Source organism: Leucobacter sp. (genome assembly GCF_053528595.1).
The window spans coordinates 64,493-87,369 of record NZ_JAIVPF010000075.1 but is presented as its reverse complement, the minus strand read 5'-3'; the positions used below and the strand labels follow the sequence as shown (position 1 = coordinate 87,369).

The window sequence follows — 22,877 nt, the reverse complement described above, 5'->3', positions numbered from 1 at the left end:
CGCCCCTCGGCTAGGGTGAGGGCATGAGCGGGGGAACACGCATCGCGAGACTGATCGGCTGGGCCGGACTCACGGCGGCCGGAGCGCTGCACGCCATCTGGGCTTCGGGATCGCCGTGGCCGGAGAAGAACGCGAGGCGGCTGAGCGAGGCCGTGGCGGGAAGCGCGAAGGCGGCGCCGAGCCCCGCGGCCACCTGGGTGGTCGCCGGAGCCGCGCTCACCGGAGGAGCGGTGGTCGCGGGCGGGCTCGGCGAAGGGCGCGCGGCGGTCGGGCTCAGGCGCCTCATCGGGCTGGGGCTGCTCGCTCGAGCGGCAGCAGGGGGCGACGCCGCACTCGCCGTGCTGGGACTCCCGCCGGCCGGCAAGCGCTTCCGCGAACTCGACCGCACCTGCTACCGCCCGCTGTTCGGCGTACTGGGGCTTGCAGTGCTGCTCGGAGCCAGGAAGAAGTAGCACCCGCACCACGGCCGGGCGCTACCGCCTCCGCGCGATGATCGTTCCCTGAGGACGGGCGCCGGGATCCACCCTAGTGCGCGCCTCGGTCACGATGAACCCCGCCCGTTCCAGAGGCCCGGTAAGCGCCTCGGCCGACCAGAAGTAGGCGGTCGTCACCGCGTGATCGAACGGCTCGCCCGCCGGTCCGTCGAAGAAGCCGAGCAGCAGGCCGCCTCCGGGCCCGAGGCAGCGGGCGAACTCCGCGAGCGGGGCAGCGATCGCGTCGGGTGCCGTATGGATGAGCGAGAACCACGCGAGGATCCCGCCGAGGGCGCCGTCCCCGACCCCCAGCTCCTCCGCGCGTGCCACTCGATAGCGCGCATCGGGGTATCGCACCGTCGCTCTCTCGACGAAGGCCTCGGTCGGGTCGATCCCCTCGACGTCGATGCCCGCACCCCGGAGATGGTTCGTCCACTGCCCCGGCCCGCATCCGACGTCGAGGACGCGTCCCTCGATCCCGCGCGCCCAGGAGAGGATCAGATCGCGATCCCGCTGCGCCGCGTGCTCGATTCCGCCGACCACGTCGATGTACTCGGCGGCCCGCGCGGTGTAGGCCGCCCGCACCCGGTCGATCGTCACGGGCGCTGCGACAGATAGGCCTCGCGCAGCGACGGGTAGTACTGGTCGAAGCCCGGACGCTCGGTGCCCTCGGTCGCGGCGATGAGCAGATCGAGGTAGTACTCCCAGCCCGGCCCGATCTCGCCGACGCCGTCCACGCCGTCGTCATCGAGATGGTGCACGAGCGTGAGCAGGGCGTCGTCGCCGTCCTCCTCGAGCCGCAGCTCCATGTGCCAGCCGCCGACCTCGTCGTCGGCCTTGAGCACGAGCCGCTCGAGCGCCTCGCAGGCGATGATGCGGATGCTGATCGCCGGCTCGTGATCCTCGAAGCGCATCCGCACGCGCACCGCGCCGCCGGCGCGGCCGTCCCCCTCCCACGGCCCGAACCACTGCTCCGTGAGCTCGGACTCGGTGAGGTACGCCCACGCCTCGTCCACGGGCAGCGCGAGCGAGCGCACGAGGACCAGATCGACCCCGCGCTCCGTGCGCACCAGCTTTCCTGTCGCCTCAGCCATGTGCCCAGAGTACTCTTCTCCGGCCCCCGCGCGCCCGCCGGTCGTGGATCCGAGGCACGGCGGACGGGACCGGGGATCGGGACCGTGGATCGGGGCCGGAACCGAGGCCGGGATCGGGAGCCGGGGCCCGGCGGCCGGAAAATGCCCCTTGCGCTCCCCCGCACCCCGTGGCGTACACTCGTGGGCGTGAAGATCTGACGCAGCTCCGACCCCTGTTTCGGTTCCGCCGGCCTCGACCCGAGTGCCGATGACGGTCCCGGGGAAGCTGCACGTCACACCGGGCACGGCCTGCTCGATCGCCTCTCGCACCCGCGCGATCGCAGGCCGCAGTGCCGACGATGCGACCCGGCGTCGAGCGACGCGCGCGCCTCCCGCCTCCGCCGCACGCCCGCTCCGACCCGCAGCCCTCGGGCCCGGTGGAACCATCCGAACCCGAGAGGCGGCTCACATGCCCGCACCACACCCCGCACGCATCTCCACCGCGCCCGACCTCGCCGCGGCCGCTCGCGCCGCGGCCCGCGATACCGGATCCACCAGCCTGACCCACCTCGCGGTCGAGGGTCTCTCGCACGCGTACCAGGACCGCCGCGTGCTCAGCGACATCTCGTTCTCGGCTTCGCCGGGCGATCGCATCGGTCTCGTCGGCGAGAACGGCACCGGCAAGTCGACGCTGCTGCGCATCCTCGCGGGTGCGCAGCGCCCCGATACCGGCGCCGTGTCGCTGCCCGGCAGCGTCGGGCTGCTCGCGCAGGAGCTGCCGTATCCCGAGGACGCCCCGCTCTCCCGCGTGCTCGACGACGCCCAACGGGCCGCCGTGGCCGCCCTGACGCGCATCGAGGCCCTCGGCGAGCAGCTCGCAGCCCACCCCGACGACGCCGGAGTCGCCGCCGCCTACGCCGCGGCCCTCGAGGACGCCGAGCAGAGCGACGCCTGGTCGGCGGAGGCTCGCCGCGGTGAGACGCTGACCGGCCTCGGGCTCGGCGGGATCCCGCCGCACCGCGCCATCGGCGCGCTCTCGGGCGGGCAGCGGCTGCGGTTGTCGCTCGCGGCCCTGCTGCTGGAGGCGCCGCACACGCTGCTGCTCGACGAGCCGTCGAACCACCTCGACGACGCGTCGGCGGCCTACCTCGAACGTGTGCTGTCGGCGTGGCCGGGCATCGTGGTCGTCGCGAGTCACGATCGGGCCCTGCTCGACGCCGTGAGCACGCGGATCCTCGACCTCGATGCACTTCCCGTCGCGGCGAGCGTGCTCGCCGACGCCGCTCCTTCCGGGCACCCGGATCCCGCCGCCATCGGGCCGAGCGGCGCGGCGGTCCCCGACAGCGAGGATCCCTACTCCGCCCCCGAGACCGACGACACCGGATCGGGCCTGGGCGTGCGCGTCTGGGGCATGGGCTACTCGGCGGCCCGCGCCGCGCGGCAGGCCGAACTCGCCCGCTGGCGGGAGCGCTACGCGGCCGAGCAGGAGGAGCGCGCGGGCCTCATCCACGAGATCGAGGTCGGGTCGCGCGAGGTGAACCGAAAGCACGAGTCGAAGTCGGAGGCCAAGATCACCCGCAAGTTCTACGCCGACAAGGACGCCCGGGTCACCGCCCGTCGGGCGCGCAACGCCCGGGTGCGGCTCGAGGCGCTCGAGCGCGAACGCGTGCGGCGCCCGCCCGAACCGCTGCGCTTCGGCGGTTTCGGGGCCGTGCCGGAAGTCGGTACCTCGCCCGCCGTCGCGACCGGCGATGGTTCCGGCCCCGGCCATGGGTCCGGGCCCGGCGAGGGGGCCGTGGCCGACACCGCTTCCGAGACGCCCCTGCTGCACGCGCACGGGGTGGCCCTCGCCGAGCGGCTTCAGGAGACCTCCCTCGAGGTGATGCCCCGCGGACGGATCATGCTCACCGGGCCGAACGGCGCGGGGAAATCGACGTTGCTCGCCATCCTCGCCGGTGAACTGCAGCCGGATCGCGGCACCGTGGAGCACGAGACGCGCGTGGGCTACCTCCCACAGGAGGTCTCCTTCGCCGACCCCGCCCGCGAGGCGTCGGCCGTCTACCGCGATGCGGTGGGGCCCGACATCGCCGAGGCGACGCCGCTCGCCGCCACGGGCCTGCTCGCTCCCCGCGATGTCGAGCGGTCGGTCGGAAGCCTGAGCGTCGGCCAGCGCCGCAGGCTCGCGCTGGCCGCGCTGGTCGCGGATCCCCCGCCGGTGCTGCTGCTCGACGAGCCGACCAACCACCTCTCGCTGACACTCGTCGAGGAGCTCGAGGAAGCCCTGCGCGGCTTCGCCGGAGCACTCGTGATCGCCACCCACGACCGCTGGCTGCGCTCGCGCTGGGCGGGCACGATCAGGGAGATCGCAGCGGTGCCGTGAGCCGGGGTCCCGAGCCGCGGGGAGTCGGGACGCCGCTGCTCCGAGTTCGATGCGGCGAACTCGGAGCAGCGGATCGGCGAGGTGGGATGAGGGCTTCTCCCTCTCGCCGGAACCTTGCTAGCGTGGCTGCTCGTGCGGATCGCGGCGGCCCCGCGCGCACCCGAGCACCACGAAAGCGATCATGAACGACATCGACATCTCCAAGCCCCACGAGTACGATCACCGTCACGCCGACGTCTCGTCGGGCTGGCTGCGCGCGAGCGTGTTCGGCGCGATGGACGGTCTCGTCTCGAACGTGGGCCTCATCGCCGGCATCGCCGCGGCCGGGGCGGCGCCCGGGATCGTGGCCATCACCGGCGTCTCGGGCCTCATCGCCGGCGCGATCTCGATGGCTCTGGGCGAGTTCACCTCCGTGCGCACGGCGAACGAGCAGCTCGACAAGGAGGTGCGCACCGAGCAGGAGGCGCACCGCCGCAACCCCGACGGCGAGCAGGCCGAGCTGGCTGCCCTCTTCGAGCGTCTCGGCATGGAGCAGGACGTCGCGGACGTCGCCGCGGGCCAGGTGCACGCGAACAGCGACCAGGCGGTGCGCGTGCACCTGGCGCACGAACTCGGTCTGAGCCCCGAGGAGAAGCCCTCGCCCTGGGTTGCGGCGGTCTCCTCCTTCCTCTCCTTCGCCGTGGGCGCGATCATCCCGATCCTGCCGTTCCTCTTCGGCTTCGGCACCCTCTGGTGGGGGCTCGCCTTCGGCGGTGTCGGCCTGCTGTTCGCGGGTGGCATCGCGGCGAGCATCACCCGTCGCAGCTGGCTCGCCGGTGCCGTGCGGCAGCTGACCTTCGGCGGCATCGCTGTGGCCGCGACCTACTCGATCGGCATGCTGCTCGGGGTGTCGTCGCTCGGATAGCGGCGCTCGATGCCGAAGCGCCCGCACCGCCTATGCTGGGGGCATGGTGTCGGAGGAGTTCGCCGAGCAGGTGCTCGACGTGGTGACGCGCATCCCGGAGGGCCGGGTGATGACCTACGGCGACGTCGGCATCGCGCTCGGCTCGGAGGCTCCGCGAGCGGTCGGCCGGGTCATGGCGCTCTACGGGCACTCGGTGCCCTGGTGGCGCGTGGTGCCCGCGAGCGGGCTGCCGCCGCAGGGGCACGCTCGACTGGCACTGCCGCACTACCGCGAGGAGGGCACACCGCTGCGGCACGTGGTCGCGCCCGACGACTACCGCATCGCGCTCTCCTCGGCGCGGCTCCCCTATACGCATGAGATCTACTCGGAGATAGCGCTGTGAACGCACCCATCCTGCTCGGCTTCACCCGCGGCGTCGCCCCGAGCAAGTGGGCGGCGCGCTGGTCGCAGGCCGCACCGGGGCATCCTCTCGAACTCGTCCCCTTCGCGCGGCCGTTCGGCCGGCCGGCCGATGCCGAGCAGGACATGCTGATCGAGCGCGCGGCGCCCGGTGAGCGACCGCTCGGCAGCGATCCCGCGGACGAGCAGCGCTCGCACCACGCGCTGCGCCTCTACGAGGAGGCCTTGGCGCTGGTGCTCCCCGCCGACCACGAGCTCGCAGAGCTCACGGAGATCCCCCTCGCCGATCTCGCGCTGGTGCGGCTCCTCGACCACCCCCACCACGCCCCCGGCTGGCCGGCCGCCGAGCCGTGGGACGATCCGAGCTGGATGCCGCGGGGACTCCCCGCGGCACTCGAACTCGTCGCGACCGGGATCGGCGGTGTGCTCGCGCCGCTCCCTCTCGCGCGGCATCTCGTCGGCAAGCGCGAGCACGCCGTGCTGCGCGTCGTCCCGGGCGACGAGCCGCTCCCCGGGACCACGATCTGGGCGAGCTGGCGCGTGGAGCGCGACGCAGCCGACCTGCAGCAGCTGGCCGGGATCCTGCGCGGCCGCACGGCGCGCAGCTCGCGGCCCTCGGCGGCGAGCGCGGAGGGTAGCACCGGCCCGGGCGCGGGATCCGGAGCCGACGCGACGAAAGCCGCGAAGGCGGCGAATGCGGCGAAGGCCCCAGCCAAGAAGAAGCCGGCCCTCAAGCCGAACTCCCGCGGTGCTCAGCTCGCCGCGGCGCGCGAGAAGGCCGAGCGGGAGAAGGCCGCGAGACGCAGGGCGAAGAAGCGCCGCTGAGGCGTTCGCCCCCTCGGCTCGCCCAGCCAATCGAGACGGCCCCCGCGCGCCTCGAACGGCGAAGGGCCGGGAAGGATCCCGATCGGCGCGATCCCCGCCTACAGCTCCGAGGCCGGAACGTCGAAGGTGCCGCAGGCCGTCGGGCCCTGCTCGTAGCCCGTCCGGAACCACCGCATCCGCTGCTCGGAGGTGCCGTGCGTGAAGCGCTCGGGATTCACGCCCACCCCCGCCGACTCCATGATGTGGTCGTCGCCCACCGCGGCCGCGGCGCTCATGGCGTCGGCGATCTGCTGCTGCGTGATGGGCTTCAGGAACGGCACGCCGCTGTCGTCGGTGACGGTCGACGCGTTCTGCACCCACGCCCCCGCGAAGCAGTCCGCCTGCAGTTCGAGACGCACCGATCCCGAGGCCGGCCCGCTCTCGCGACCGACGCCCTGCAGGGAGCCGATGAGATTGGAGATGTGGTGGCCCCACTCGTGGGCGAGCACGTACATCTGCGCCAGCGAGCCGTTCGAAGCCCCGTACTCGCCGCTCAGCGTGTCGAAGAAGGAGACGTCGATGTAGATCTTCTCATCGGCCGGGCAGTAGAACGGACCGGTCGCCGCCGAAGCGGCGCCGCAGCCGGACTCCGTCTGCCCTTCGAAGAGCACGACGTTCGCGGGGCCGCGGTAGTTGCCGACCTGCGTGGCCCAGTAGCGCTCGAGCGAGTCGCTCGCGGCCGCCATCCGGCACTCGACATCGGTGTTCGCGTCGGCCCCGGTCTCGCAGCCGGGCACCGACCCGGCCTGCTCCTCCGAGACGACTCCGCCGCCGATCGCCTGCTCCACCACGGGGGCGAAGGGCATCAGGTTGACGCCCAGCAGCTGCGAGCCCAGCGCCAGCAGCAGTACGACGCCGATGCCGCCACCGGCGATGAGGCCGCCGCGGCGGCCACCGCCGCTCCGCTTCGACACCCGGCTCGTGTCGATCCGCACGTTGTCGTTGAAGGTCATGGACTAACGGTACCGCGGCGAGCGCCCGTTCCACCCACTGCGGAAGTCCCCCACGCCGAAACCGAGCCCGTTCGCCGAGACCGAGCCCATTCGCCGAGACCGAGGTCTCCAGCGACGATACTTCACGCGGTTCCGAACAATCGGGTCGGGTTCGAGAAGGCGCGCGTCGACGAGCCCGCTACGCGGCGAAGCGGTCGGTGGCGCGCACCAGGGCGTCGACGATGCCGGGTTCGCTCGCCGCGTGCCCCGCGTCCGGGATCATCGCGAACGCGGCCTCCGGCCAGGCGCGGTGCAGATCCCACGCCGTGCGGGGCGGGGTGCAGGCGTCGTACCGGCCCTGCACGATCACACCCGGGATACCGGCGAGCTTCTCGGCGGCGTCCCGGATCAGCTGGCCGTCCTCCATCCAGCCGCCGTTCGAGAAGTAGTGGTTCTCGATGCGCGCGAAGGCCACCGCCGCCGCGATGTCGGCGCGCGCCTCGGCGATGCCGGCCTCGTCGGGGATGAGCCTGACCGTCGAGTTCTCCCACACTGTCCAGGCGACACCCGCCGGAACGTGCACGGCCGGATCCGCGTCGAACAGCCTCCTGTGGTACGCCGCGACCAGGTCGTCGCGCTCGGCCTCGGGGATCACCGCGAGGTACTCCTCCCAGACGTCGGGGAACAGCTGCGAGGCGCCCTCCTGGTAGAACCAGTGGATCTCGCTGCGGCGGAGGGTGAAGATGCCGCGCAACACGATTTCGGTGACCCGCGCCGCGTGGGTCTGGGCGTAGGCGAGGGCGAGAGTCGACCCCCAGGAGCCTCCGAAGACCTGCCAGCGGTCGATGCCGAGGTGCTCGCGCAGGCGTTCGATGTCCGCCACGAGGTGCCAGGTCGTATTCGTGGACAGGTCGGCATCCGGTGCGCTCGCGTGCGGCGTGCTGCGTCCGCAGCCGCGCTGGTCGAAGAGCACGATGCGGTAGCGATCCGGGTCGAAGTACCGGCGGTGGTCCGGACTGCAGCCGCCGCCGGGACCGCCGTGGAGGAAGACCACCGGCTTGCCGTCGGGGTTGCCGCTCGTCTCCCAGAACACCTGGTGGTCGTCTCCGACGGGGAGCCGGCCGAACGCGTAGGGTTCGATGGGCGGGTAGAGCGTGCGCAGTTCAGACATGGATCCACCCTATTCCCTGCCCGGTCGCCCGCGCCGGGCGCCGATCCCGCATCCGGTCGCTGCATCCGCGGTCCGAGCAGCACCTGCGACGATCCGAGGCCTGGCCGAACGCACCCGCCCGGTGCACAACCGAGCACCGGCCTTCAGCACCGGCCTGCGGCAGCGACCGCAGACAGCCGCCGCGTGGGATCGCTACGCGCTCGCCCTCTCCTCGACGCGCTGCTTCTCGCGCTTGCGCAGCTCCTTCTCGTGGATCGGCCAGGTGCCCGCCGCCATCTGCGCCGCGACGTAAGCCTGCGCCTCCTCCTGACGCTCCGCCTCGATGCCGGTGGCGATCTCGGCGCGCAGCAGCTGCGGGGTGAGCCCGAACGCTTCGACCAGGTCGAGTGCGTGGGGCCGCAGGCGGGAGATCAGCCGGTCGATGTAGGCCGTCACGGCCTCGGCGCGCTGGCCCGAGATGCGGCCCGCCACGAGGTACCAGGCGGCGTTGCGCTCGATGATGCCGAGACCGAAGAGGTCGCGCAACCAGGTCAGCACCTGGCGCGAGTCGGCGTCGTCGAGCTGCTCCACGGCCTCGGTGAAGGCCTCCCACTGCAGCAGTTCGCCGTGCGCGCGAGCGGCCTCGATGAGCTTGTGCTGCTGCGCGTTGAAGGCCTCCTCGTTCGCGATCGCCCGCGCCCGCTTGTCCTCCCGCGGGATCCCCTTGGTGGCCTCGCGCAGCGCGAGCGCGATCTCCGCGACCATCGTCTGGACCCGGTCGGTGAGCAGCTCGCGCTGCGACTCGGTGCTGCGCAGGCTCTCGACCGAGCGCGACACCTGGCCGAGATCGGCGATGCTCTGGCCCATCTGCCGCAGGCCGAAGCGGCTCACGCGATCGCCCAGCTGCGCGGCCGCGGCCTTCGCGATGGCGGCGCGGTCGCCCGGCTTGAACTGCGCGGCGTAGTCGGTGAGCAGGCGCTTGCCCACGAGCTGCAGCAGCACATTGTTGTCGCCCTCGAAGGTGACGTAGATGTCGAGGTCGGCACGCAGGCCCACCAGGCGGTTCTTCGCCATGAATCCGGCGCCGCCGCAGGCCTCGCGCGCCTCCTGCAGGGTGTCGAGCGCCGCCCAAGTCGAGAGCGGCTTCAGCGCGGCGGCGAGCGTCTCCAGATCCTCGCGGTTCTCCTCGGTGTCGCGGGCCCCCGAGAACACCTCGTCGAAGATCGTCAGCAGGCGCTCGTCGGCGAAGGTCATGGCGTAGGTCTGGGCGAGCCGCGGCAGCAGCCTGCGCTGGTGCTGGCCGTAGTCGAGCAGCACGGTCTCGCGCCCCGAGGCTCCCGGGAACTGGCGCCGCTCGCTGCCGTACCGGATCGCGATGGTCAGGGCCGCCTGCATCGCGCGCACGGCCGAGCCGTCGAGCGACACGCGGCCCTGCACGAGCGTGCCGATCATGGTGAAGAAGCGGCGGCCGGGGCTCTCGATCGCCGAGGAGTACGTGCCGTCGGCTGCGACGTCGCCGTAGCGGTTGAGCAGGTTCTCGCGCGGAATGCGCACGTGGGTGAAGTGGAGGCGGCCGTTGTCGATGCCGTTGAGGCCGCCCTTCACCCCGTCGTCCTCGCTGCCGACCCCGGGCAGCATCTCCCCGTCCGGCGTGCGGATCGGCACGAAGAAGGCGTGCACGCCGTGGTTGACCCCGCGGGTGATGAGCTGCGCGAAGACCACCGCGGCCTGGCCGTGCAGCGCGGCGTTGCCGAGGAACTCCTTCCAGGCGCCCGTGGACGGCGTGTGGATCTCGAACTCCTCGGTGTCGGGATCGTAGGCGGCCGTGGTGCCGATCGAGGCGACATCGGATCCGTGGCCGATCTCGGTCATCGCGAACGCACCGGGCAGCTCGAGACTCATCACGTCGGGCAGCCACTTCTCGTGGTGCCTGCGGGTGCCGAGGTGCAGGATCGCGGCGCCGAAGAGGCCCCACTGCACACCGCTCTTGATCTGGAGCGAGGGATCGGCGAGCACGAGCTCCTGGAAGGCGGCGATGTTGCCGCCGTGATTGTCGCCGCCGCCGAGGTCGCCGGGGTAGGCCCGCTGGATCGCCCCCTCCTCGACCAGGATGCCCAGCTGGCCCAGGGCGCGCTCACGATGCTCGGGCATCGGCTGACCGTGGATCGTGTGCAGCCGCGGGTCCTCGGCGACGCGCCGCGACTCCAGTCGCTCGTGCTTCCACTTGCCCAGCAGCGCATCGCCGACCGCCTCGACGTCGATGCGGGGTTCGGGCCGGGTGGGGGTGTCGCTCATCGGTGCTCCTTCGACGTGGCGTTCGGGATCGCGCCCTGCGACGCGATCCCCGTATCCGAATGCTGCCAGGTTAGAAGCGACGTCCGACACTCACAACCGCACGCTCCACCGCGCACAATCGGGCCTCACGCGCACCACCGGGAGCCTTGTAGGGATTCACCAAAAACCTCGTCATCGGAATGGAGGAGACCTCCACTCGCCTCCACGCCGGAATCCGCGGCGCCACCCGGCTGCCGGCTCTCCGCGTGGGCGGCGCTCCCGCTCGGCGGACCTCGCCGAGGGTGCACGAAAACGCTCGCACGTCTTCTCTCAAGCGGCGCCCGCCCCGCTCCGTGCTCCGCACGTCGCCTGAGCGCGAGGGTGCGCTCAGCGCCGTCGGCGCGCTAAGCTCCGCTTTGCCTACAGCGCCTTGCCGGACTCGAAGTCGCCGAAGTACTCCGGCTCGATCCCCGCGGTGTCGAGCATCTCGCGCGTGCGCTTCTGCCGGGTGCGCGGGATCACGGTGATCACCAGGCCGTCCTTTCCCGCGCGCCCCGTGCGACCGGCGCGGTGCACATAGGTCTTCGCGTCGTCGGGCGGGTCGGCCTGCAGCACGAGGTCGACGTCGTCCACGTGGATCCCGCGCGCCGCCACGTCCGTCGCCACGAGCACCGATGCCTTGCCCGAGGAGAAGCGGGCCAGGTTCCGTTCGCGCTTCGCCTGGCTCAGGTCGCCGTGCAGAGCGGTGACCCGCAGCCCCTCCTCGGCGAGCATCTCGGCGACCCGCTCGGCGTACGCCCGAGTGCGGCAGAACACCATGGTCCGCGAGGAGTCGGACGTGCGGCCCGGCTCGGAAGCGAGCTCGACGAGGGCATGGTCCTTGTCCTCCCGCAGCACCACGAGCACCCGGTGCCGCACCGACCCGGAGGCGCTCTCCTCGGCCTCGTGCACCGCCGGCTCGCGCAGGAACTCTCCCACGAGCTCCGACACGCCGCTGTCGAGCGTGGCCGAGAACAGCAGGCGCTGGCCGCCGCGCACGGTCTGCCGCAGTGTCCACTGCACCGGCTCGAGGAACCCGAGCTCGCACATGTGGTCGGCCTCGTCGATCACCGAGATCAGCACCTCGCGCAGGTCGAGCCGACGGCGGTTCACCAGGTCGCGCACGCGTCCCGGCGTGCCGATCACGATGTCGACCCCGCGTTCGAGCGCGTGCACCTGCGGGTCGAGCGGCACTCCGCCCACCAGCTGCGCCGTGAAGAAGCCGACGGAGCGGGCGATCGGTTGCACCGTGCGGTCGATCTGCAGCGCGAGCTCGCGGGTGGGGGCGAGGATCAGCGCCTTCGGCTTGCGGGCGGCGCGCTTCGGGGCGCGCTCGCGACGTTCCCCGCGCTGCGGTTTCTTCCGGGTCGGTGCGGGATCGCTCGCGAAGGCGCCCTCAGCCTTGAGACGGAGCAGTCGCTCCACGAGCGCCGATCCGAAGGCGATCGTCTTGCCGGAGCCGGTGCGGGCACGCCCGAGCACGTCCCTGCCCTGCAGCGCGTCGGGGATCGTCGCGGCCTGAATCGGGAACGGCCGCTCCGCACCCAGTTCGCCGAGCGTGCGCACGATGTTGCCGCCCAGCCCGAGATCTCCGAAGCTCATCCCCGCGACGTCGGCCGCGGTGGTGAGCCGGGCGTCGAGCGGCTCGTAGAGCTTCTCACCGCCGGCACCGCCGGATCCACCGGGGCGCTCGGTGCCGCCGGACGCCCGCTCGGCCGCGCCGGGCGCCTGTTTCGCCGCACCGTCCCGGCCGAAGGCGAACACCTGTGCGCCATCGCCCTCAGCCGACCCTCGCGAGGCCGCCGGGGTGTTCCCGCTCTTATCGCGCCCCTGGGATCGCTCGCCCCGCGGCTGGCCGCCGTCCGGCCGTCCCTGTGCGGCGCCGCGTTCGGCCCACCGGTTGCGGCGCCCCGGCGCGCGACCGGGCTCGTAGTTGGCCGGCGGCCGGTAGCCGCGGCGCCCCTTCTGAGCCATCGCTAGTCCTCCCCGCGGTTCCGGCTGTCCCCGGCGCCTGATCCGGGATCGGCCCCGGAGTCCGACTCGTCCTCCTCCGGCTCGTCGACCTCCTGCGTCGCCTGCCACATGAGCTGCTCCCAGTCGAGCTCGCCCGTCACCGGCGGAGCGGCCGGGTCTCCTGCGTCCGCCGGATCGGCGGGCGTCGGATCGGCCGCGGATCCGGACGCGGGCCGGGGCTCGGGTGCGGTTCCGGGTTCCGCTCCGCCTTCTGCGTCTGGGCCGTGGCCTTCCGGATCGGACCGGGCGGGCAGAGGCTCGGGGAGCACGAGCGGCACCAGCTCGGTCTCGTCGACGCCATCGGTCTCCTCGGCGTCGTCGGTCGCGGCGAAGGCCGCGGGACCGGCACCCTCGGGCGCCTCGCCCGGTCCGGCCGGTCCCGCCTCCGCCTCCGCGGCGTCATCGACGTCGTCGAGCAGCGGGTTCTCGGTGCCCGTGAACCCGAGGTCGGCGAGCGCGAGAGATATCTGAGCGGTATCGGAGCCCACCTCCCCGTGCTCCGGAGCCGGGGTCGGGATCGGGGTCGGCTCCGCCGTCGAGTCGGAGGCTCTCGCCGAATCCGGCCCGGAGGCCCGGCCCGGCCCGGCCGCGCCCGACACCTCGGGCGCGGAGAGTCCCGCCTTGAAGAGCTCGCTGAGAATCGCCTGCTGAGTCGCGGGATCCGCCACCACCGGAATCGGCGCGGTCGCGACCGTCTCAGCCTCGCCCGACGCAGTCTCGGCCGGCCCGGCCTCCTCGTCCGGTCCGTCAGACGACGCATCCGCCGCGTGTCTCGCCGGCTCGGCCTCGCCGGGCACGGGTGGAGTCGCCGGCGCGGAAGGGGCGGGCACGGGGGCCGCCGCCGCGGATCGGGCCGACACCGGAGGGGCCGGTTCGGTGTCGACCGCGCGTCCGACGCCGTCGGCGCCCTCCGCATGCGCAGCACTCTCCGCATGCGCAGCACCCTCGGCGTGCGCAGCACCGTCGACATCCGCAGCGTCGAGAGCACCCGCTGCATCCGCGGCATCCGCCGCGCCGAACGCACCGAACGCACCGGCGGAGCCGGCGGCTCCGGCCCCCGCTGCGCCGAAGGCCGTCCCCGCACCGACCGCTGTGGCGGCCGGCATGGGCCCGGTCGCGTCCCCCGCCGATGCGGCAGCGGGCGCTCCGGGCGAGAACGGCACCGCTCCCCCGCCGCCGCGACGACGGCGCGGGGCCGACGGGCCCTCCCGCGGCTCGCGTCGTCGCGATCCGCCCGCTCGGCGACGCTCGACCGCGTAGTAGAGCGTGGGCAGCACGATGAGCGTGAGCGCGGTCGACGAGAGCAGGCCGCCGATCACCACGACCGCCAGCGGCTGCGAGATGAAGCCGCCCTTGCCCGTGATCCCGAGCGCCATCGGCGTGAGCGCGAAGATCGTCGCGAGCGCGGTCATCACAATGGGCCGCAGACGCTGCAGAGAGCCGTGCAGCACCGCCTCCCGCAGGGTGTCTCCGCGTTCCCGGTACTGGTTGACGAGGTCGATGAGCACGATCGCGTTGGTCACCACGATGCCGATGAGCATGAGCACGCCGATGAGGGAGGCGACCCCGAGCGGGATGCCGGTCACGATGAGCAGCAGGATCGCCCCGGTCGCGGCGAACGGCACCGACACGAGCAGCAGCAGCGGCTGCAGCAGGCTGCGGAACGTCGCCACCATCACCACGTAGACGATGAGGATCGCCGCCAGCAGCGCGAGCCCGAGCTGCTGGAACGCCTCGGCCTGCTGCGCCATCACACCGCCGACGCCGGCCGTCGCGCCCGCGGGCAGTTCGACGGCTTCGAGGGCCGCATCGACCGCGACGCCCGCCGTGCCGAGGTCGTCGCCCTCGGGCAGCGCCGAGACCGTCACCATGCGCGTGCCGTCCTCGGTGCGCACGGTCACCGGCCCGTCGGCGACCTCGATGTCGGCGAGCGCGTCGAGGCGCTGCGGGCCGAGGGCGGTCTGGATCTGGAGCGCCGCGACACCGGCCTGATCGCTCGGCGCGACCCCGCTCGCCAGATACACGTCGACGCTGTCCGCGTCCATGGTGATCTGGCCGATCTGCCGGGGCTGCATCAGCTGCGAGACCTGTCCGGCGACCCCCGACTCCGTGAGACCGGCCGCGGCCGCGGCCGTGCGGTCGACGGAGACGCGCAGATACGGGCGCGACTGGCCGAGATCGCTCTCCACCTGCTGCAGCTCCGGCTGCTCCCGCAGCTCCGCCGTCACGATCTCGCTGGCCTCGCGCAGGGTCTCCTGGTCGGGGGCCGATACGTTCACCTCGATGGCGCTCGACATCGCCACGCCGCCGCCCGACTGCCCCAGCGAGAACTCGCCCGCGTCGTCGAGGGCGTCGACCGCGGCCCGGATCTCGTCCTGCACCGCCGTCTGGTCGGCGTCGGGATCGGTGGTCAGCGAATAGCTCACCGAACCATCGCCCCCGCCGCCGAAGATCGCGGCCATGCCGCCGCCCGCGCTGCCGATCGTCACCTGCACCGTCTCGATGGCGGAGACCTCGGCGAGCGCCTCCTCGACGCGTTCCGCCTGAGCCAGCTGGGCGTCGAGGCTGGTCCCCGGTTCGAGGGTCTGCACGAGCCCGACCGAGTTCTGCTCGTCGGCGCCCATGAAGTTGGTCTTCATGAGCGGGCTCGCCGCGATGGTGGCGCCGAAGACCACGACGGCGATGAGCAGCGTCACGGCCGGTCTCCGCAGGGTCCACTCGATGATCGGGCGGTACCCGCGCTGCAACGCGGTCGTCTGCTCGGCCTGCGGCCCGACCGCCGTCGAGCGGCGCTTGGGGCGGTCTCCGCGCAGGAACCAGAACGCGAGCACCGGCACGATCGTGAGCGAGACCAGCAGCGAGGCCGCGAGCGCGATCGTCACCGTGAAGGCGAACGGCCGGAAGAGCTCGCCCACCATGCCGTCGACGAATGCCATGGGCAGGAACACCGCCACGGTGGTGATGGTCGACGCGGTGATGGCCCCGGCGACCTCGCGCACCGCCTCGATGATGGTCTTCGCGCGATCGCCGCCCGCGGCGAGGTGCCGTTTGATGTTCTCGATGACCACGATGGAGTCGTCGACCACGCGTCCGATGGAGATCGTGAGCGCGCCGAGCGTCAGCATGTTCAGCGTGTACTCCGCGAAGTTGAGCCCGACGAAGGTGAGCAGCACCGAGGTCGGGATCGAGATCGCGGTGACGAGCGTGGCGCGCACCGACATCAGGAAGACGAGGATCACGAGCACTGCGAAGAGCAGGCCCAGAAGCCCCTCGGTGGTGAGGGTGTGGATCGACTGCTCGACGTACGGCGCCTGGTCGAAGATCACGGTGAGCGTCGCTCCGCCCAGCTGGTCCTGCAGCTCGTCGAGCTTCTCCTGCACCGCGTGCGACACATCCACGGTGTTCGCCGCGGACATCTTGGTGACCGCGATGGTGACGGCGGGAGCCCCGTCGACGCGGGAGATGCTCTGCTGGGGGCCCGGTTCGAGCGTCACCTCGGCGACATCGCCGATCGTGATCGGGGCCGCCGGAGTCGGCGGAGCCTCGCCGGGCTGCTGCGGCGTCAGCAGGGCCTGCTGCTCGGCGGCGATCGCCTCGGCGCTCCGCGGCAGCGGCAGAGCGGCGATCTCCTCGGCGGATCCCACGGCAGAACCGGCCTGCACCGCGAGCGTGCGATCCTCCTCGGTGACCGTGCCCGCGGCGATGAGCACGCCGCTCTGCTGCAGCGCGTCGGCGATGGATTGCGCGCCGAGGCCCTGCGCCGCCAGCGCCGCGGCGTCGGGCTGGATCGTGATCCGGTCCTCCCGCGCGCCCGTCAGCTGCGCGTCGCGCACGCCGTCGAGATCGCTGAGATCCGGGATCGCGATGCGCTCGACGAGCTGCGCCGCCTGCTCGGGGGTCTCGCCCTCGGCGGGCGTCACGGCGACCTGGATGACCGGGAAGTCGTCGATGCTGCCCGAGAGCACCTGGCTGTCGCTCTGCTCGGGGAGCAGCTGCGAGATGCGGCTGATCGCCCTCTCCACCTTCTGCTCGGTGGCGGCGAGATCGACGCCGTAGGTGAACTCGGCGAGCACCATCGAGGAGCCAGTGCTCGACGTCGCGGTGGTGCTCTCGAGACTCGGCACGGCGCGCAGGGCGGTCTCGATGGGCCCCGAGACGTCGTTGTTGACGACCTCGGGCGAGGCGCCCGGATAGGTGGTGACGACCGCGATCGTGGGGAACTCGACGGACGGCATGAGCTCCTGCTTGAGCGACCCGACGCCGATGAAGCCGAACACCGCGGCGACGATGGTCACCAGGGCGATCAGTGCGCGATTCTTCAGGCTGAGCGCCGTGAGCAAGTGCATGCGGACGATTATTTCATGCACTCCCGACAGCCGGGATCAGGACCGCATCCCTCCGTCTCGCGGGATAATACTGTGCATGCCGCTGTCTCGAACCCGTCGCGCTCCGCGCACCCTGGGCGCAGTCACCCCCGCAGACTTCGAACGACTGGCCGAGCTGCGCCGCATGCAGGGCATCGCCCTCGCGCTGCTGCTGTTCATGGCCGCGGTGTTCGTGGTGTCGTTCGCCCTGCAGGATCGCTACCCGTGGCTGGGCTACGTGCGGGCCGCGAGCGAGGGCGGCATGGTCGGCGCGCTCGCGGACTGGTTCGCCGTCACCGCGATCTTCAGGCGGCCGCTGGGGCTGCCGATCCCGCACACCAATCTCATCTCGAACAAGAAGGACGACATCGGCGCGGGCCTGGGCTCGTTCATCGAGGAGAACTTCCTCGCCGACGAGGTCGTGCACGACAAGCTCTCGCGGATCAGCGGCGCCCGGGCCGCCGGGGAGTGGCTCGAGCAGCGTCCCAACGCCGAGCGCGCCGGCGACATGCTGGCGAGCGCGGGCCTCGGCGCACTCGCCGTGGTCGGCGACGACGACGTGCAGGAGCTCATCGAAGCGCTCGTGCGACGGCACATCGTGGACCCCGAGTGGGGGCCGCTGCTCGGACGGGCCGCGGAGTCCTTCCTCGACGGCGGGCACCACGAGGCGCTGATCGACATCGCCGCGAACCGCTTCGAGGACTGGCTGGTCGGCCATCCCGAGGCGTTCGATCGGGTCGTCTCATCCCGGCTGCCGACGTGGGTGCCGAGCGTCGTGAACCGCTTCGTCGACGACCGGCTGCACGCCGAGGCCGTGCGCTTCGCGCAGCACGTCGCCGCCGAACCCGATCACCCGTTCCGCCTCGCGGTCGGCCGCTTCCTCTCCGACCTCGCCCGCGATCTGCAGCACGAGGAGCGGCTGCAGCGCCAGCTCGAGACGTTCAAGCACGAGGTCTTCGACAGCCCGCGCATCCGGGCCCTCGCCGCGAGCACCTGGGAGGCCGCGCGGGCGGCGCTCGTCGAGATGCTCGAGGATCCGAGCAGCGAACTGCGCCGCCGGATCACCGGCGCGCTGCAGGACTTCGGGCGCAAGCTGCTCGAGGATCCGACGCTGCAGTACAAGATCGACGTCTGGGTGATGGGCGTGGTCGAGCATCTCGTGCGGAACTACCGGCACGACCTCGCGAACGTCGTGTCGGAGACGGTGCAGCGCTGGGACGCGCAGGAGGCCGCCGAGAAGATCGAGCTGCAGGTGGGCAAGGACCTGCAGTTCATCCGCATCAACGGCACGGTGGTCGGCTCGCTCGCGGGTCTCGCGATCTACACGATCGCGACGCTCGTCGCAGCCGCGTTCTCAGCAGGCTGAGCCGCTCGAGCCGATCCGGCGGACGGCGGCCGGGTCTGCTTCGCGAACGGTTCGCAGCCGTTCGAGCGCGTGCGGCGGCGGATCACTCCCGGAACGCGACCGGGAGCAGCATGTCCTGCACGCGGTCGCCCGAGGCGGTGTGGTCGGCGCGGGTCGCGATCGCGCAGCGCTCGACGCGGCAGTCGAGCGTCTCGCCCACCGGTTCCGGAATGGTGAGCTGCACCTCGAACGATCCGTCGTCGCCGTAGCCGTGGGTCGCGAAGGCCCGCCAGGCCCAGTCGTCCGTGACCCACGCGCTCGACAGGGCGCTCTCGTCCGCCTCGCCCGTCTCGGCGCCCTCGGGAATGCCTCCGAGGCAGGGGCTCGGCTTCTCCTCCGCGGAGTCGGGGATCGCGCAGATCGCGACGTATATGCCGATACCGGCATCGAAGCCGCTTCCGCGTACGACCAGGGTCTCCCCCGGCTGCAGGGCGTCGAGCGCGGCGGGCGCTCCGTCCGCCGTCGTCGCGCTCAGCAGACGCGTGCGCCCGTCCGCTCCCTGCGCGCTCGACTCCGAGGCGTAGTCCTGCGGCAGTTCCTGGCCCGAACCGCCCGCGCTGCGGTGGGCGAGGATCGGCACCAGCACGGCGAGCGCGCCCACGAGCACCAGGGCGGCGATCACCAGCACCACGATGAGCACGATCCTGAACGGGCGCCGCGAAGTCATGCCTTCATCGTAATGGCCCCGCTCATCCGCCCGACCGACCATGCTAGAATCTGCTCCATACGTCTAGTGAATTGGTACTGCCTCGCGGTGTTCTACCGCGGGGCCTGAATGTGTAAGGGGGTCACGCATGGGGCGCGGCCGTCAGAAGGCAAAGCACACCAAGGTAGCCAGGGAGTTGAAGTACTTCAGCCCCAATACGGACCTCTCGGAGCTCGAACGGGAGCTCGCCAGGAACTCGGAGCGCAATGCGAACGAGGATCCCTGGGAGGAGTACGCGAGCAAGTACAACGCCGACGACGAAGACGAGAACTGACCTTCGCCACGCCGTTCGTTGCGAACGCGAAAGGGCCGCTCCCGTGGAAGCGGCCCTTTCGCTGTTCTGATCAGCCCTGCTTGCCCTGAGCGGCGACCGCCGCGGCACCCGCCGCAGCGGCCTCGGGATCGAGGTACCGGCCGGGGCCGGCCGGAGTGCCGTCCGCGTTGATCTCGTACACGAGCGGCATGCCCGTCGGGATGTTGAGGCCCGCGATGTCGGCGTCGGAGATGCCGTCCAGATGCTTCACGAGCGCGCGCAGCGAGTTGCCGTGCGCGGTCACGAGCACGGTCTTGCCGGTGTTCAGCGCGGGGAGGATCTCGCCCTCCCAGTAGGGCACGAGCCGCTCGATGACGTCTTTCAGGCACTCGGTGCGCGGCAGCTCCCCGTCGATCCCCGCGTAGCGCGGATCGCCGGACTGCGACCACTCGCTCGAATCATCCAGTGCGGGCGGCGGGGTGTCGAAGGATCGACGCCACTCCATGAACTGCTCCTCGCCGTACTGCCGCAGCGTCTCGGCCTTGTCGAGGCCCTGCAGCGCGCCGTAGTGGCGCTCGTTGAGACGCCAGGAGCGCTGCACCGGGATCCACAGCCGGTCCGCGCTGTCGAGGGCCAGATTGGCCGTCTGGATGGCACGGCTGAGCACCGAGGTGTACAGCACATCGGGCAGGATCCCCGACTCGGCGAGCAGCTCGCCGGCGCGCGCCGCCTCGCTCCGCCCCAGCTCGGTGAGCCGCACGTCCACCCATCCGGTGAACAGGTTCTTCTGGTTCCACTCGCTCTGGCCGTGGCGGAGCAGGATCAGCGTATTCGTCATGATTCCAGTCTATATAGGCGGGACAGCGCGTTCGGGGCGGCATCGCTCGCTCGCAGGCGCCGCGTTCGGAACGGCTCCGACGCTCGCTGAGACGGGGACCCCTCGCTCGTCGCTCCTTCGTCGCGCCGCGCGGCCCCGGTGCGCTCGCCTCCCGGAGCCGTTCCGAACGCTCCGCATGAGCTGGCATGACGAAGAGGCTGAGCCCAGTATGAGTGGTGGGGGTCAGAGGCGCTTGAGACGGGGGATGTCGCGCACCGATCCCGCATCGGCGGGAACGATGACCTCCTGCGCGGCGGCGATGATCTCGCCGGGTGCTGCGGCTGGATCGGACCCCTCCGCGCCGCCGCGCACCTCCAGCGGCGCGTCCTCGGCGACCGAGCGCTTCAGCAGCGCGAGCGCGATTCCGCCCCACTCGTGGTGCATGGCGGCGCGGGTGACACGGCCGACCGGCCGGGCATCGGCAGCGGCCGCGGATCCCGCGAGGTAGACGAGCGCTCCCGCGACCGGCAGCTCTCCTCCCGAGCCGTCGAGGTGCAGCATCGCGAGCCGGCGCGGCGGATGGCCGAGGTTGTGCACCTTCGCCACCGTCTCCTGGCCGCGATAGCAGCCCTTGGTCAGGTGCACCGCCGTGCGCAGCCAGTCGAGCTCGTGCGGAATCGAGCGCTCGTCGGTGTCGGCGTGCTGCGCGGGGCGCCAGGCGCGCACCTCGAGCGCCTCGAGCGCCAGCAGGCCGGCCGCGCGCAGCTCGCCCGAGCCGGGCACCGGTCCCGAAGCGCCGGGCGACACGATCCTCGCGATCTCGGCCAGTCGCCCGCGCGGGAACACGAACTGCGATGCCGTCCAGTCCCCGCCCGCGTGCTCGCCGCGCGCGTACTGCACGCCGCCCGCCGCCACGGCGGCCCAGGGATCCCGCCACTCGAAGACCGGAGAGGCCGCGCGCAGCGCCTCGGCCGCACGCCCCTCGAAGGCCAGCACCGCGGCGTACTCCGACGATGCATCGCGCACCTCGACGCGCAGCGCGAACCGCATGCGCTGCAGGAACTCGACGAGCGGCTCCGCGGATCCCTCGTCGACCAGCAGCCAGCTGCGTTCGCCGTCGTCGACCAGCCTGATCGCCCGCTCGATGCGGCCGTTGGCATCGAGCAGCAGCGTCTCGACGCTCTCGCCCGGCCGCAGGCCGACGAGCTGCTGACTCGTCATCGAGTGCAGCCAGCTCAGGCGATCGGGGCCCGATACGGCGACCACGCCGCGATGCGAGAGATCGACGATCGCACGGCCCTCGTCGAGCGCCCGCTGCTCGGGCACCGGCTCGCCGTAGTGCGCGGCGACACCCGTCCCGGGATCCGCCACCGCTCCCGGCAGGTCAAGAAACGGATTCATCGCTCACCGCGCGCGGCGCTCCCGCGAGAGTTCAGCGCTGTCCCTTGAAGAGCTTGTAGATGACCGTGCCGGAGACCCAGGCGATCGCCAGCGACGCCAGACCGAGGAGTCCGAGGAAGAAGAGTTCGAGCGCGAGAAGCATGACGCCAGTCTACACCGCGTCGCAGCGACGGAGATCGAGCCCCGCCCCCATGCTCTCCGTCGCCCTCGACCTGCGCGTCAGTAGATGTCACCGAACCCGGGGAATGCCCGCAACTACTGACGCGCGTAGAGCGGGGGCAGCACGGAACAGAGGCGGGCGGGGCAGAGCAGAGCAGAGCAGCGGCGGGGGCTCAGTCGAGCAGAAAGCCGATGAGGTCGATCACCGCGATCACCAGCACCGAACCGGCCACGCTGAACGCGACCCGCGTGATGAAGCCCTCCCGCTGCGCCGTGCCCAGCTGGAGTGCGAATGTGACGAGGGTGCTCACCCCGATCGCGAAGGCCAGCCACGAGAATCGCGCCTCCCCCGAGACGAATATCGTCACCAGCACCCCGATCACGGCCGCGACCGCCCACGCCACGATCAGCCGCGGAATGTGCCACGAGTGCGCGGTCGGCATCTCGAGGGCGTCGTCGTCGGTGGTCACGGCTCCATCCTCCCACATCCGCTCGCGCATCTGCCGGGTAACCTCGGCGAAACGGACGCGAAACAGAGCGCGCAGTACTATTGCCTCGGAACGAACGAACAGTAAAAGGGAGGCGGATCGATGCAGCTGCTCTGCCTCACGGATCGCGATCCCGCGGATTCTCTGCCCGGACTCGACCTGCTGCCCCACGAGGTGCGCACCTCTCCGCTCTCGCTGCGCGTGCCGGAGACCATGGCCGAGCGCTTCGACGCGATCCTCATCGACGGCACCCTCGATGCGCGGCGCGCGCGCTCCGCCTGCCTCGGCCTCGCGGACGGGGCGGCCACACCCCGCGTCGTCATCCTCCCGGAGGTCGCGCTCACCGCACTGACCACCGAGTGGGGTGTGAGCGAGCTGCTGCTGCCCACCGCGAGCCCCGCGGAGATCGAGCTGCGCCTGCGCCTGCTCGAGCGGCCCGCCACAGCCGCACCCCCGCCCGCGGTCCAGGCCGCGGGCGTCGTCATCGACGAGTCGAACTTCACCGCCCGGCTCTTCGGCCGGCCGCTCGATCTCACCTACAAGGAGTTCGAGCTGCTGCACTTCCTCGCGGGACACCCGGGCCGCGTCTTCACCCGCGAGCAGCTGCTCAGCGAGGTCTGGGGCACCGACTACTTCGGCGGCACCCGCACGGTCGACGTGCACGTGCGGCGGCTGCGGGCCAAACTGGGCGAGCACGAGGGCCTCATCAGCACGGTGCGGGGTGTGGGGTACGGCTTCGCGCGGGCCCGGGCAGAGGACGGGGACGAGTAGCCTGGTCTCCCG

At 71.9% G+C, this 22,877-nt stretch carries 19 protein-coding genes; 8 read left to right on the top strand and 11 right to left on the bottom strand.

What is annotated here, in order from left to right:
• Positions 1-23: 23 nt before the first annotated feature.
• Positions 24-452 carry a DUF3995 domain-containing protein gene (locus ACWKZU_RS15310; RefSeq protein WP_449283198.1) on the top strand — a complete coding sequence of 143 codons (429 nt, stop codon included), beginning with the start codon at positions 24-26 and terminating at the stop codon, positions 450-452.
• Between the two features lie 21 nt (positions 453-473).
• On the opposite strand, the gene ACWKZU_RS15305 is transcribed toward ACWKZU_RS15310, so the two are convergent.
• Both ACWKZU_RS15305 and ACWKZU_RS15300 read right to left on the bottom strand, forming a co-directional pair.
• Entirely contained in the window at positions 474-1,073 is a 600-nt protein-coding gene (locus tag ACWKZU_RS15305) for a class I SAM-dependent methyltransferase (protein WP_449283197.1), read from the bottom strand.
• On the bottom strand, positions 1,070-1,567 hold the full coding sequence (locus ACWKZU_RS15300; RefSeq protein WP_449283196.1) for an SRPBCC family protein: 498 nt from the start codon (positions 1,565-1,567) through the stop codon (positions 1,070-1,072). Before ACWKZU_RS15300 ends, ACWKZU_RS15305 begins: the two co-directional genes overlap by 4 nt.
• A gap of 448 nt (positions 1,568-2,015) precedes the next feature.
• Between ACWKZU_RS15300 and ACWKZU_RS15295 the strand changes: the two genes are divergently transcribed.
• The 4 genes from ACWKZU_RS15295 to ACWKZU_RS15280 all read left to right on the top strand — a co-directional run bounded on the left by ACWKZU_RS15295 (position 2,016) and on the right by ACWKZU_RS15280 (position 6,054).
• Positions 2,016-3,926 carry an ABC-F family ATP-binding cassette domain-containing protein gene (locus ACWKZU_RS15295; RefSeq protein ID WP_449283195.1) on the top strand — a complete coding sequence of 637 codons (1,911 nt, stop codon included), beginning with the start codon at positions 2,016-2,018 and terminating at the stop codon, positions 3,924-3,926.
• Positions 3,927-4,107: 181 nt separating this feature from the next.
• Positions 4,108-4,830, top strand: coding sequence for a VIT1/CCC1 transporter family protein (locus ACWKZU_RS15290; RefSeq protein ID WP_449283194.1), 723 nt, complete (start codon positions 4,108-4,110; stop codon positions 4,828-4,830).
• Between the two features lie 43 nt (positions 4,831-4,873).
• The gene (locus ACWKZU_RS15285; RefSeq protein ID WP_449283193.1) at positions 4,874-5,212 is read left to right on the top strand and encodes an MGMT family protein; all 339 of its coding nucleotides are present in this window, start codon (positions 4,874-4,876) and stop codon (positions 5,210-5,212) included.
• Positions 5,209-6,054: a LysR substrate-binding domain-containing protein gene (locus ACWKZU_RS15280; protein ID WP_449283192.1), complete on the top strand. Its 846-nt coding sequence runs from the start codon at positions 5,209-5,211 to the stop codon at positions 6,052-6,054. Before ACWKZU_RS15285 ends, ACWKZU_RS15280 begins: the two co-directional genes overlap by 4 nt.
• 98 nt (positions 6,055-6,152) lie before the next feature.
• Here ACWKZU_RS15280 and ypfJ read toward each other — a convergent pair whose 3' ends face one another.
• From ypfJ to ACWKZU_RS15255, 5 genes are all read right to left on the bottom strand, one after another.
• Positions 6,153-7,046 carry a KPN_02809 family neutral zinc metallopeptidase gene (gene ypfJ, locus ACWKZU_RS15275; RefSeq protein ID WP_449283191.1) on the bottom strand — a complete coding sequence of 298 codons (894 nt, stop codon included), beginning with the start codon at positions 7,044-7,046 and terminating at the stop codon, positions 6,153-6,155.
• Positions 7,047-7,224: 178 nt separating this feature from the next.
• Positions 7,225-8,196: a prolyl aminopeptidase gene (pip, locus tag ACWKZU_RS15270; protein WP_449283190.1), complete on the bottom strand. Its 972-nt coding sequence runs from the start codon at positions 8,194-8,196 to the stop codon at positions 7,225-7,227.
• Between the two features lie 192 nt (positions 8,197-8,388).
• A complete protein-coding gene (locus ACWKZU_RS15265; RefSeq protein ID WP_449283189.1) occupies positions 8,389-10,470 on the bottom strand; it encodes an acyl-CoA dehydrogenase family protein in 2,082 nt (693 codons plus the stop codon).
• A gap of 399 nt (positions 10,471-10,869) precedes the next feature.
• A complete protein-coding gene (locus ACWKZU_RS15260; RefSeq protein WP_449283188.1) occupies positions 10,870-12,462 on the bottom strand; it encodes a DEAD/DEAH box helicase in 1,593 nt (530 codons plus the stop codon).
• Positions 12,463-12,464: 2 nt separating this feature from the next.
• Positions 12,465-16,847, bottom strand: a complete 4,383-nt coding sequence (locus ACWKZU_RS15255) for an efflux RND transporter permease subunit (protein ID WP_449283187.1) — start codon at positions 16,845-16,847, stop codon at positions 12,465-12,467.
• A gap of 76 nt (positions 16,848-16,923) precedes the next feature.
• Here ACWKZU_RS15255 and ACWKZU_RS15250 point away from each other — a divergent pair, with 76 nt between their 5' ends.
• Complete coding sequence (locus tag ACWKZU_RS15250; protein ID WP_449283186.1) at positions 16,924-18,231, top strand: DUF445 domain-containing protein; 1,308 nt, start codon at positions 16,924-16,926, stop codon at positions 18,229-18,231.
• 82 nt (positions 18,232-18,313) lie between these two features.
• On the opposite strand, the gene ACWKZU_RS15245 is transcribed toward ACWKZU_RS15250, so the two are convergent.
• On the bottom strand, positions 18,314-18,937 hold the full coding sequence (locus ACWKZU_RS15245; protein WP_449283185.1) for a hypothetical protein: 624 nt from the start codon (positions 18,935-18,937) through the stop codon (positions 18,314-18,316).
• A gap of 127 nt (positions 18,938-19,064) precedes the next feature.
• On the opposite strand from ACWKZU_RS15245, the gene ACWKZU_RS15240 reads away from it, so the two are divergent.
• Positions 19,065-19,250 (top strand): DUF3073 domain-containing protein, encoded by a 186-nt coding sequence (locus tag ACWKZU_RS15240; protein WP_449283184.1) that lies wholly within the window; start codon positions 19,065-19,067, stop codon positions 19,248-19,250.
• Between the two features lie 70 nt (positions 19,251-19,320).
• Here ACWKZU_RS15240 and ACWKZU_RS15235 read toward each other — a convergent pair whose 3' ends face one another.
• From ACWKZU_RS15235 to ACWKZU_RS15225, 3 genes are all read right to left on the bottom strand, one after another.
• Positions 19,321-20,067, bottom strand: coding sequence for a phosphoglyceromutase (locus ACWKZU_RS15235; protein WP_449283183.1), 747 nt, complete (start codon positions 20,065-20,067; stop codon positions 19,321-19,323).
• Positions 20,068-20,289: 222 nt separating this feature from the next.
• A complete protein-coding gene (gene ygfZ, locus ACWKZU_RS15230; RefSeq protein ID WP_449283182.1) occupies positions 20,290-21,447 on the bottom strand; it encodes a CAF17-like 4Fe-4S cluster assembly/insertion protein YgfZ in 1,158 nt (385 codons plus the stop codon).
• A 332-nt stretch (positions 21,448-21,779) separates the two neighbouring features.
• Positions 21,780-22,076, bottom strand: coding sequence for a hypothetical protein (locus tag ACWKZU_RS15225; protein ID WP_449283181.1), 297 nt, complete (start codon positions 22,074-22,076; stop codon positions 21,780-21,782).
• Positions 22,077-22,196: 120 nt separating this feature from the next.
• Between ACWKZU_RS15225 and ACWKZU_RS15220 the strand changes: the two genes are divergently transcribed.
• On the top strand, positions 22,197-22,865 hold the full coding sequence (locus ACWKZU_RS15220; RefSeq protein ID WP_449283180.1) for a winged helix-turn-helix transcriptional regulator: 669 nt from the start codon (positions 22,197-22,199) through the stop codon (positions 22,863-22,865).
• The last annotated feature ends 12 nt before the right edge of the window (positions 22,866-22,877 follow it).

Excerpts from the sequence above, each read along its gene's own strand:
- ygfZ (WP_449283182.1), bottom strand. The coding sequence starts at position 21,447 with ATGAATCCGTTTCTTGACCTGCCGGGAGCGGTGGCGGATCCCGGGACG.
- ypfJ (WP_449283191.1), bottom strand. The coding sequence starts at position 7,046 with ATGACCTTCAACGACAACGTGCGGATCGACACGAGCCGGGTGTCGAAG.
- ACWKZU_RS15295 (WP_449283195.1), top strand. The coding sequence starts at position 2,016 with ATGCCCGCACCACACCCCGCACGCATCTCCACCGCGCCCGACCTCGCC.
- ACWKZU_RS15300 (WP_449283196.1), bottom strand. The coding sequence starts at position 1,567 with ATGGCTGAGGCGACAGGAAAGCTGGTGCGCACGGAGCGCGGGGTCGAT.
- pip (WP_449283190.1), bottom strand. The coding sequence starts at position 8,196 with ATGTCTGAACTGCGCACGCTCTACCCGCCCATCGAACCCTACGCGTTC.
- ACWKZU_RS15310 (WP_449283198.1), top strand. The coding sequence starts at position 24 with ATGAGCGGGGGAACACGCATCGCGAGACTGATCGGCTGGGCCGGACTC.
- ACWKZU_RS15235 (WP_449283183.1), bottom strand. The coding sequence starts at position 20,067 with ATGACGAATACGCTGATCCTGCTCCGCCACGGCCAGAGCGAGTGGAAC.
- ACWKZU_RS15220 (WP_449283180.1), top strand. The coding sequence starts at position 22,197 with ATGCAGCTGCTCTGCCTCACGGATCGCGATCCCGCGGATTCTCTGCCC.
- ACWKZU_RS15250 (WP_449283186.1), top strand. The coding sequence starts at position 16,924 with ATGCCGCTGTCTCGAACCCGTCGCGCTCCGCGCACCCTGGGCGCAGTC.
- ACWKZU_RS15285 (WP_449283193.1), top strand. The coding sequence starts at position 4,874 with ATGGTGTCGGAGGAGTTCGCCGAGCAGGTGCTCGACGTGGTGACGCGC.
- ACWKZU_RS15260 (WP_449283188.1), bottom strand. The coding sequence starts at position 12,462 with ATGGCTCAGAAGGGGCGCCGCGGCTACCGGCCGCCGGCCAACTACGAG.
- ACWKZU_RS15255 (WP_449283187.1), bottom strand. The coding sequence starts at position 16,847 with ATGCACTTGCTCACGGCGCTCAGCCTGAAGAATCGCGCACTGATCGCC.
- ACWKZU_RS15265 (WP_449283189.1), bottom strand. The coding sequence starts at position 10,470 with ATGAGCGACACCCCCACCCGGCCCGAACCCCGCATCGACGTCGAGGCG.
- ACWKZU_RS15290 (WP_449283194.1), top strand. The coding sequence starts at position 4,108 with ATGAACGACATCGACATCTCCAAGCCCCACGAGTACGATCACCGTCAC.
- ACWKZU_RS15240 (WP_449283184.1), top strand. The coding sequence starts at position 19,065 with ATGGGGCGCGGCCGTCAGAAGGCAAAGCACACCAAGGTAGCCAGGGAG.
- ACWKZU_RS15245 (WP_449283185.1), bottom strand. The coding sequence starts at position 18,937 with ATGACTTCGCGGCGCCCGTTCAGGATCGTGCTCATCGTGGTGCTGGTG.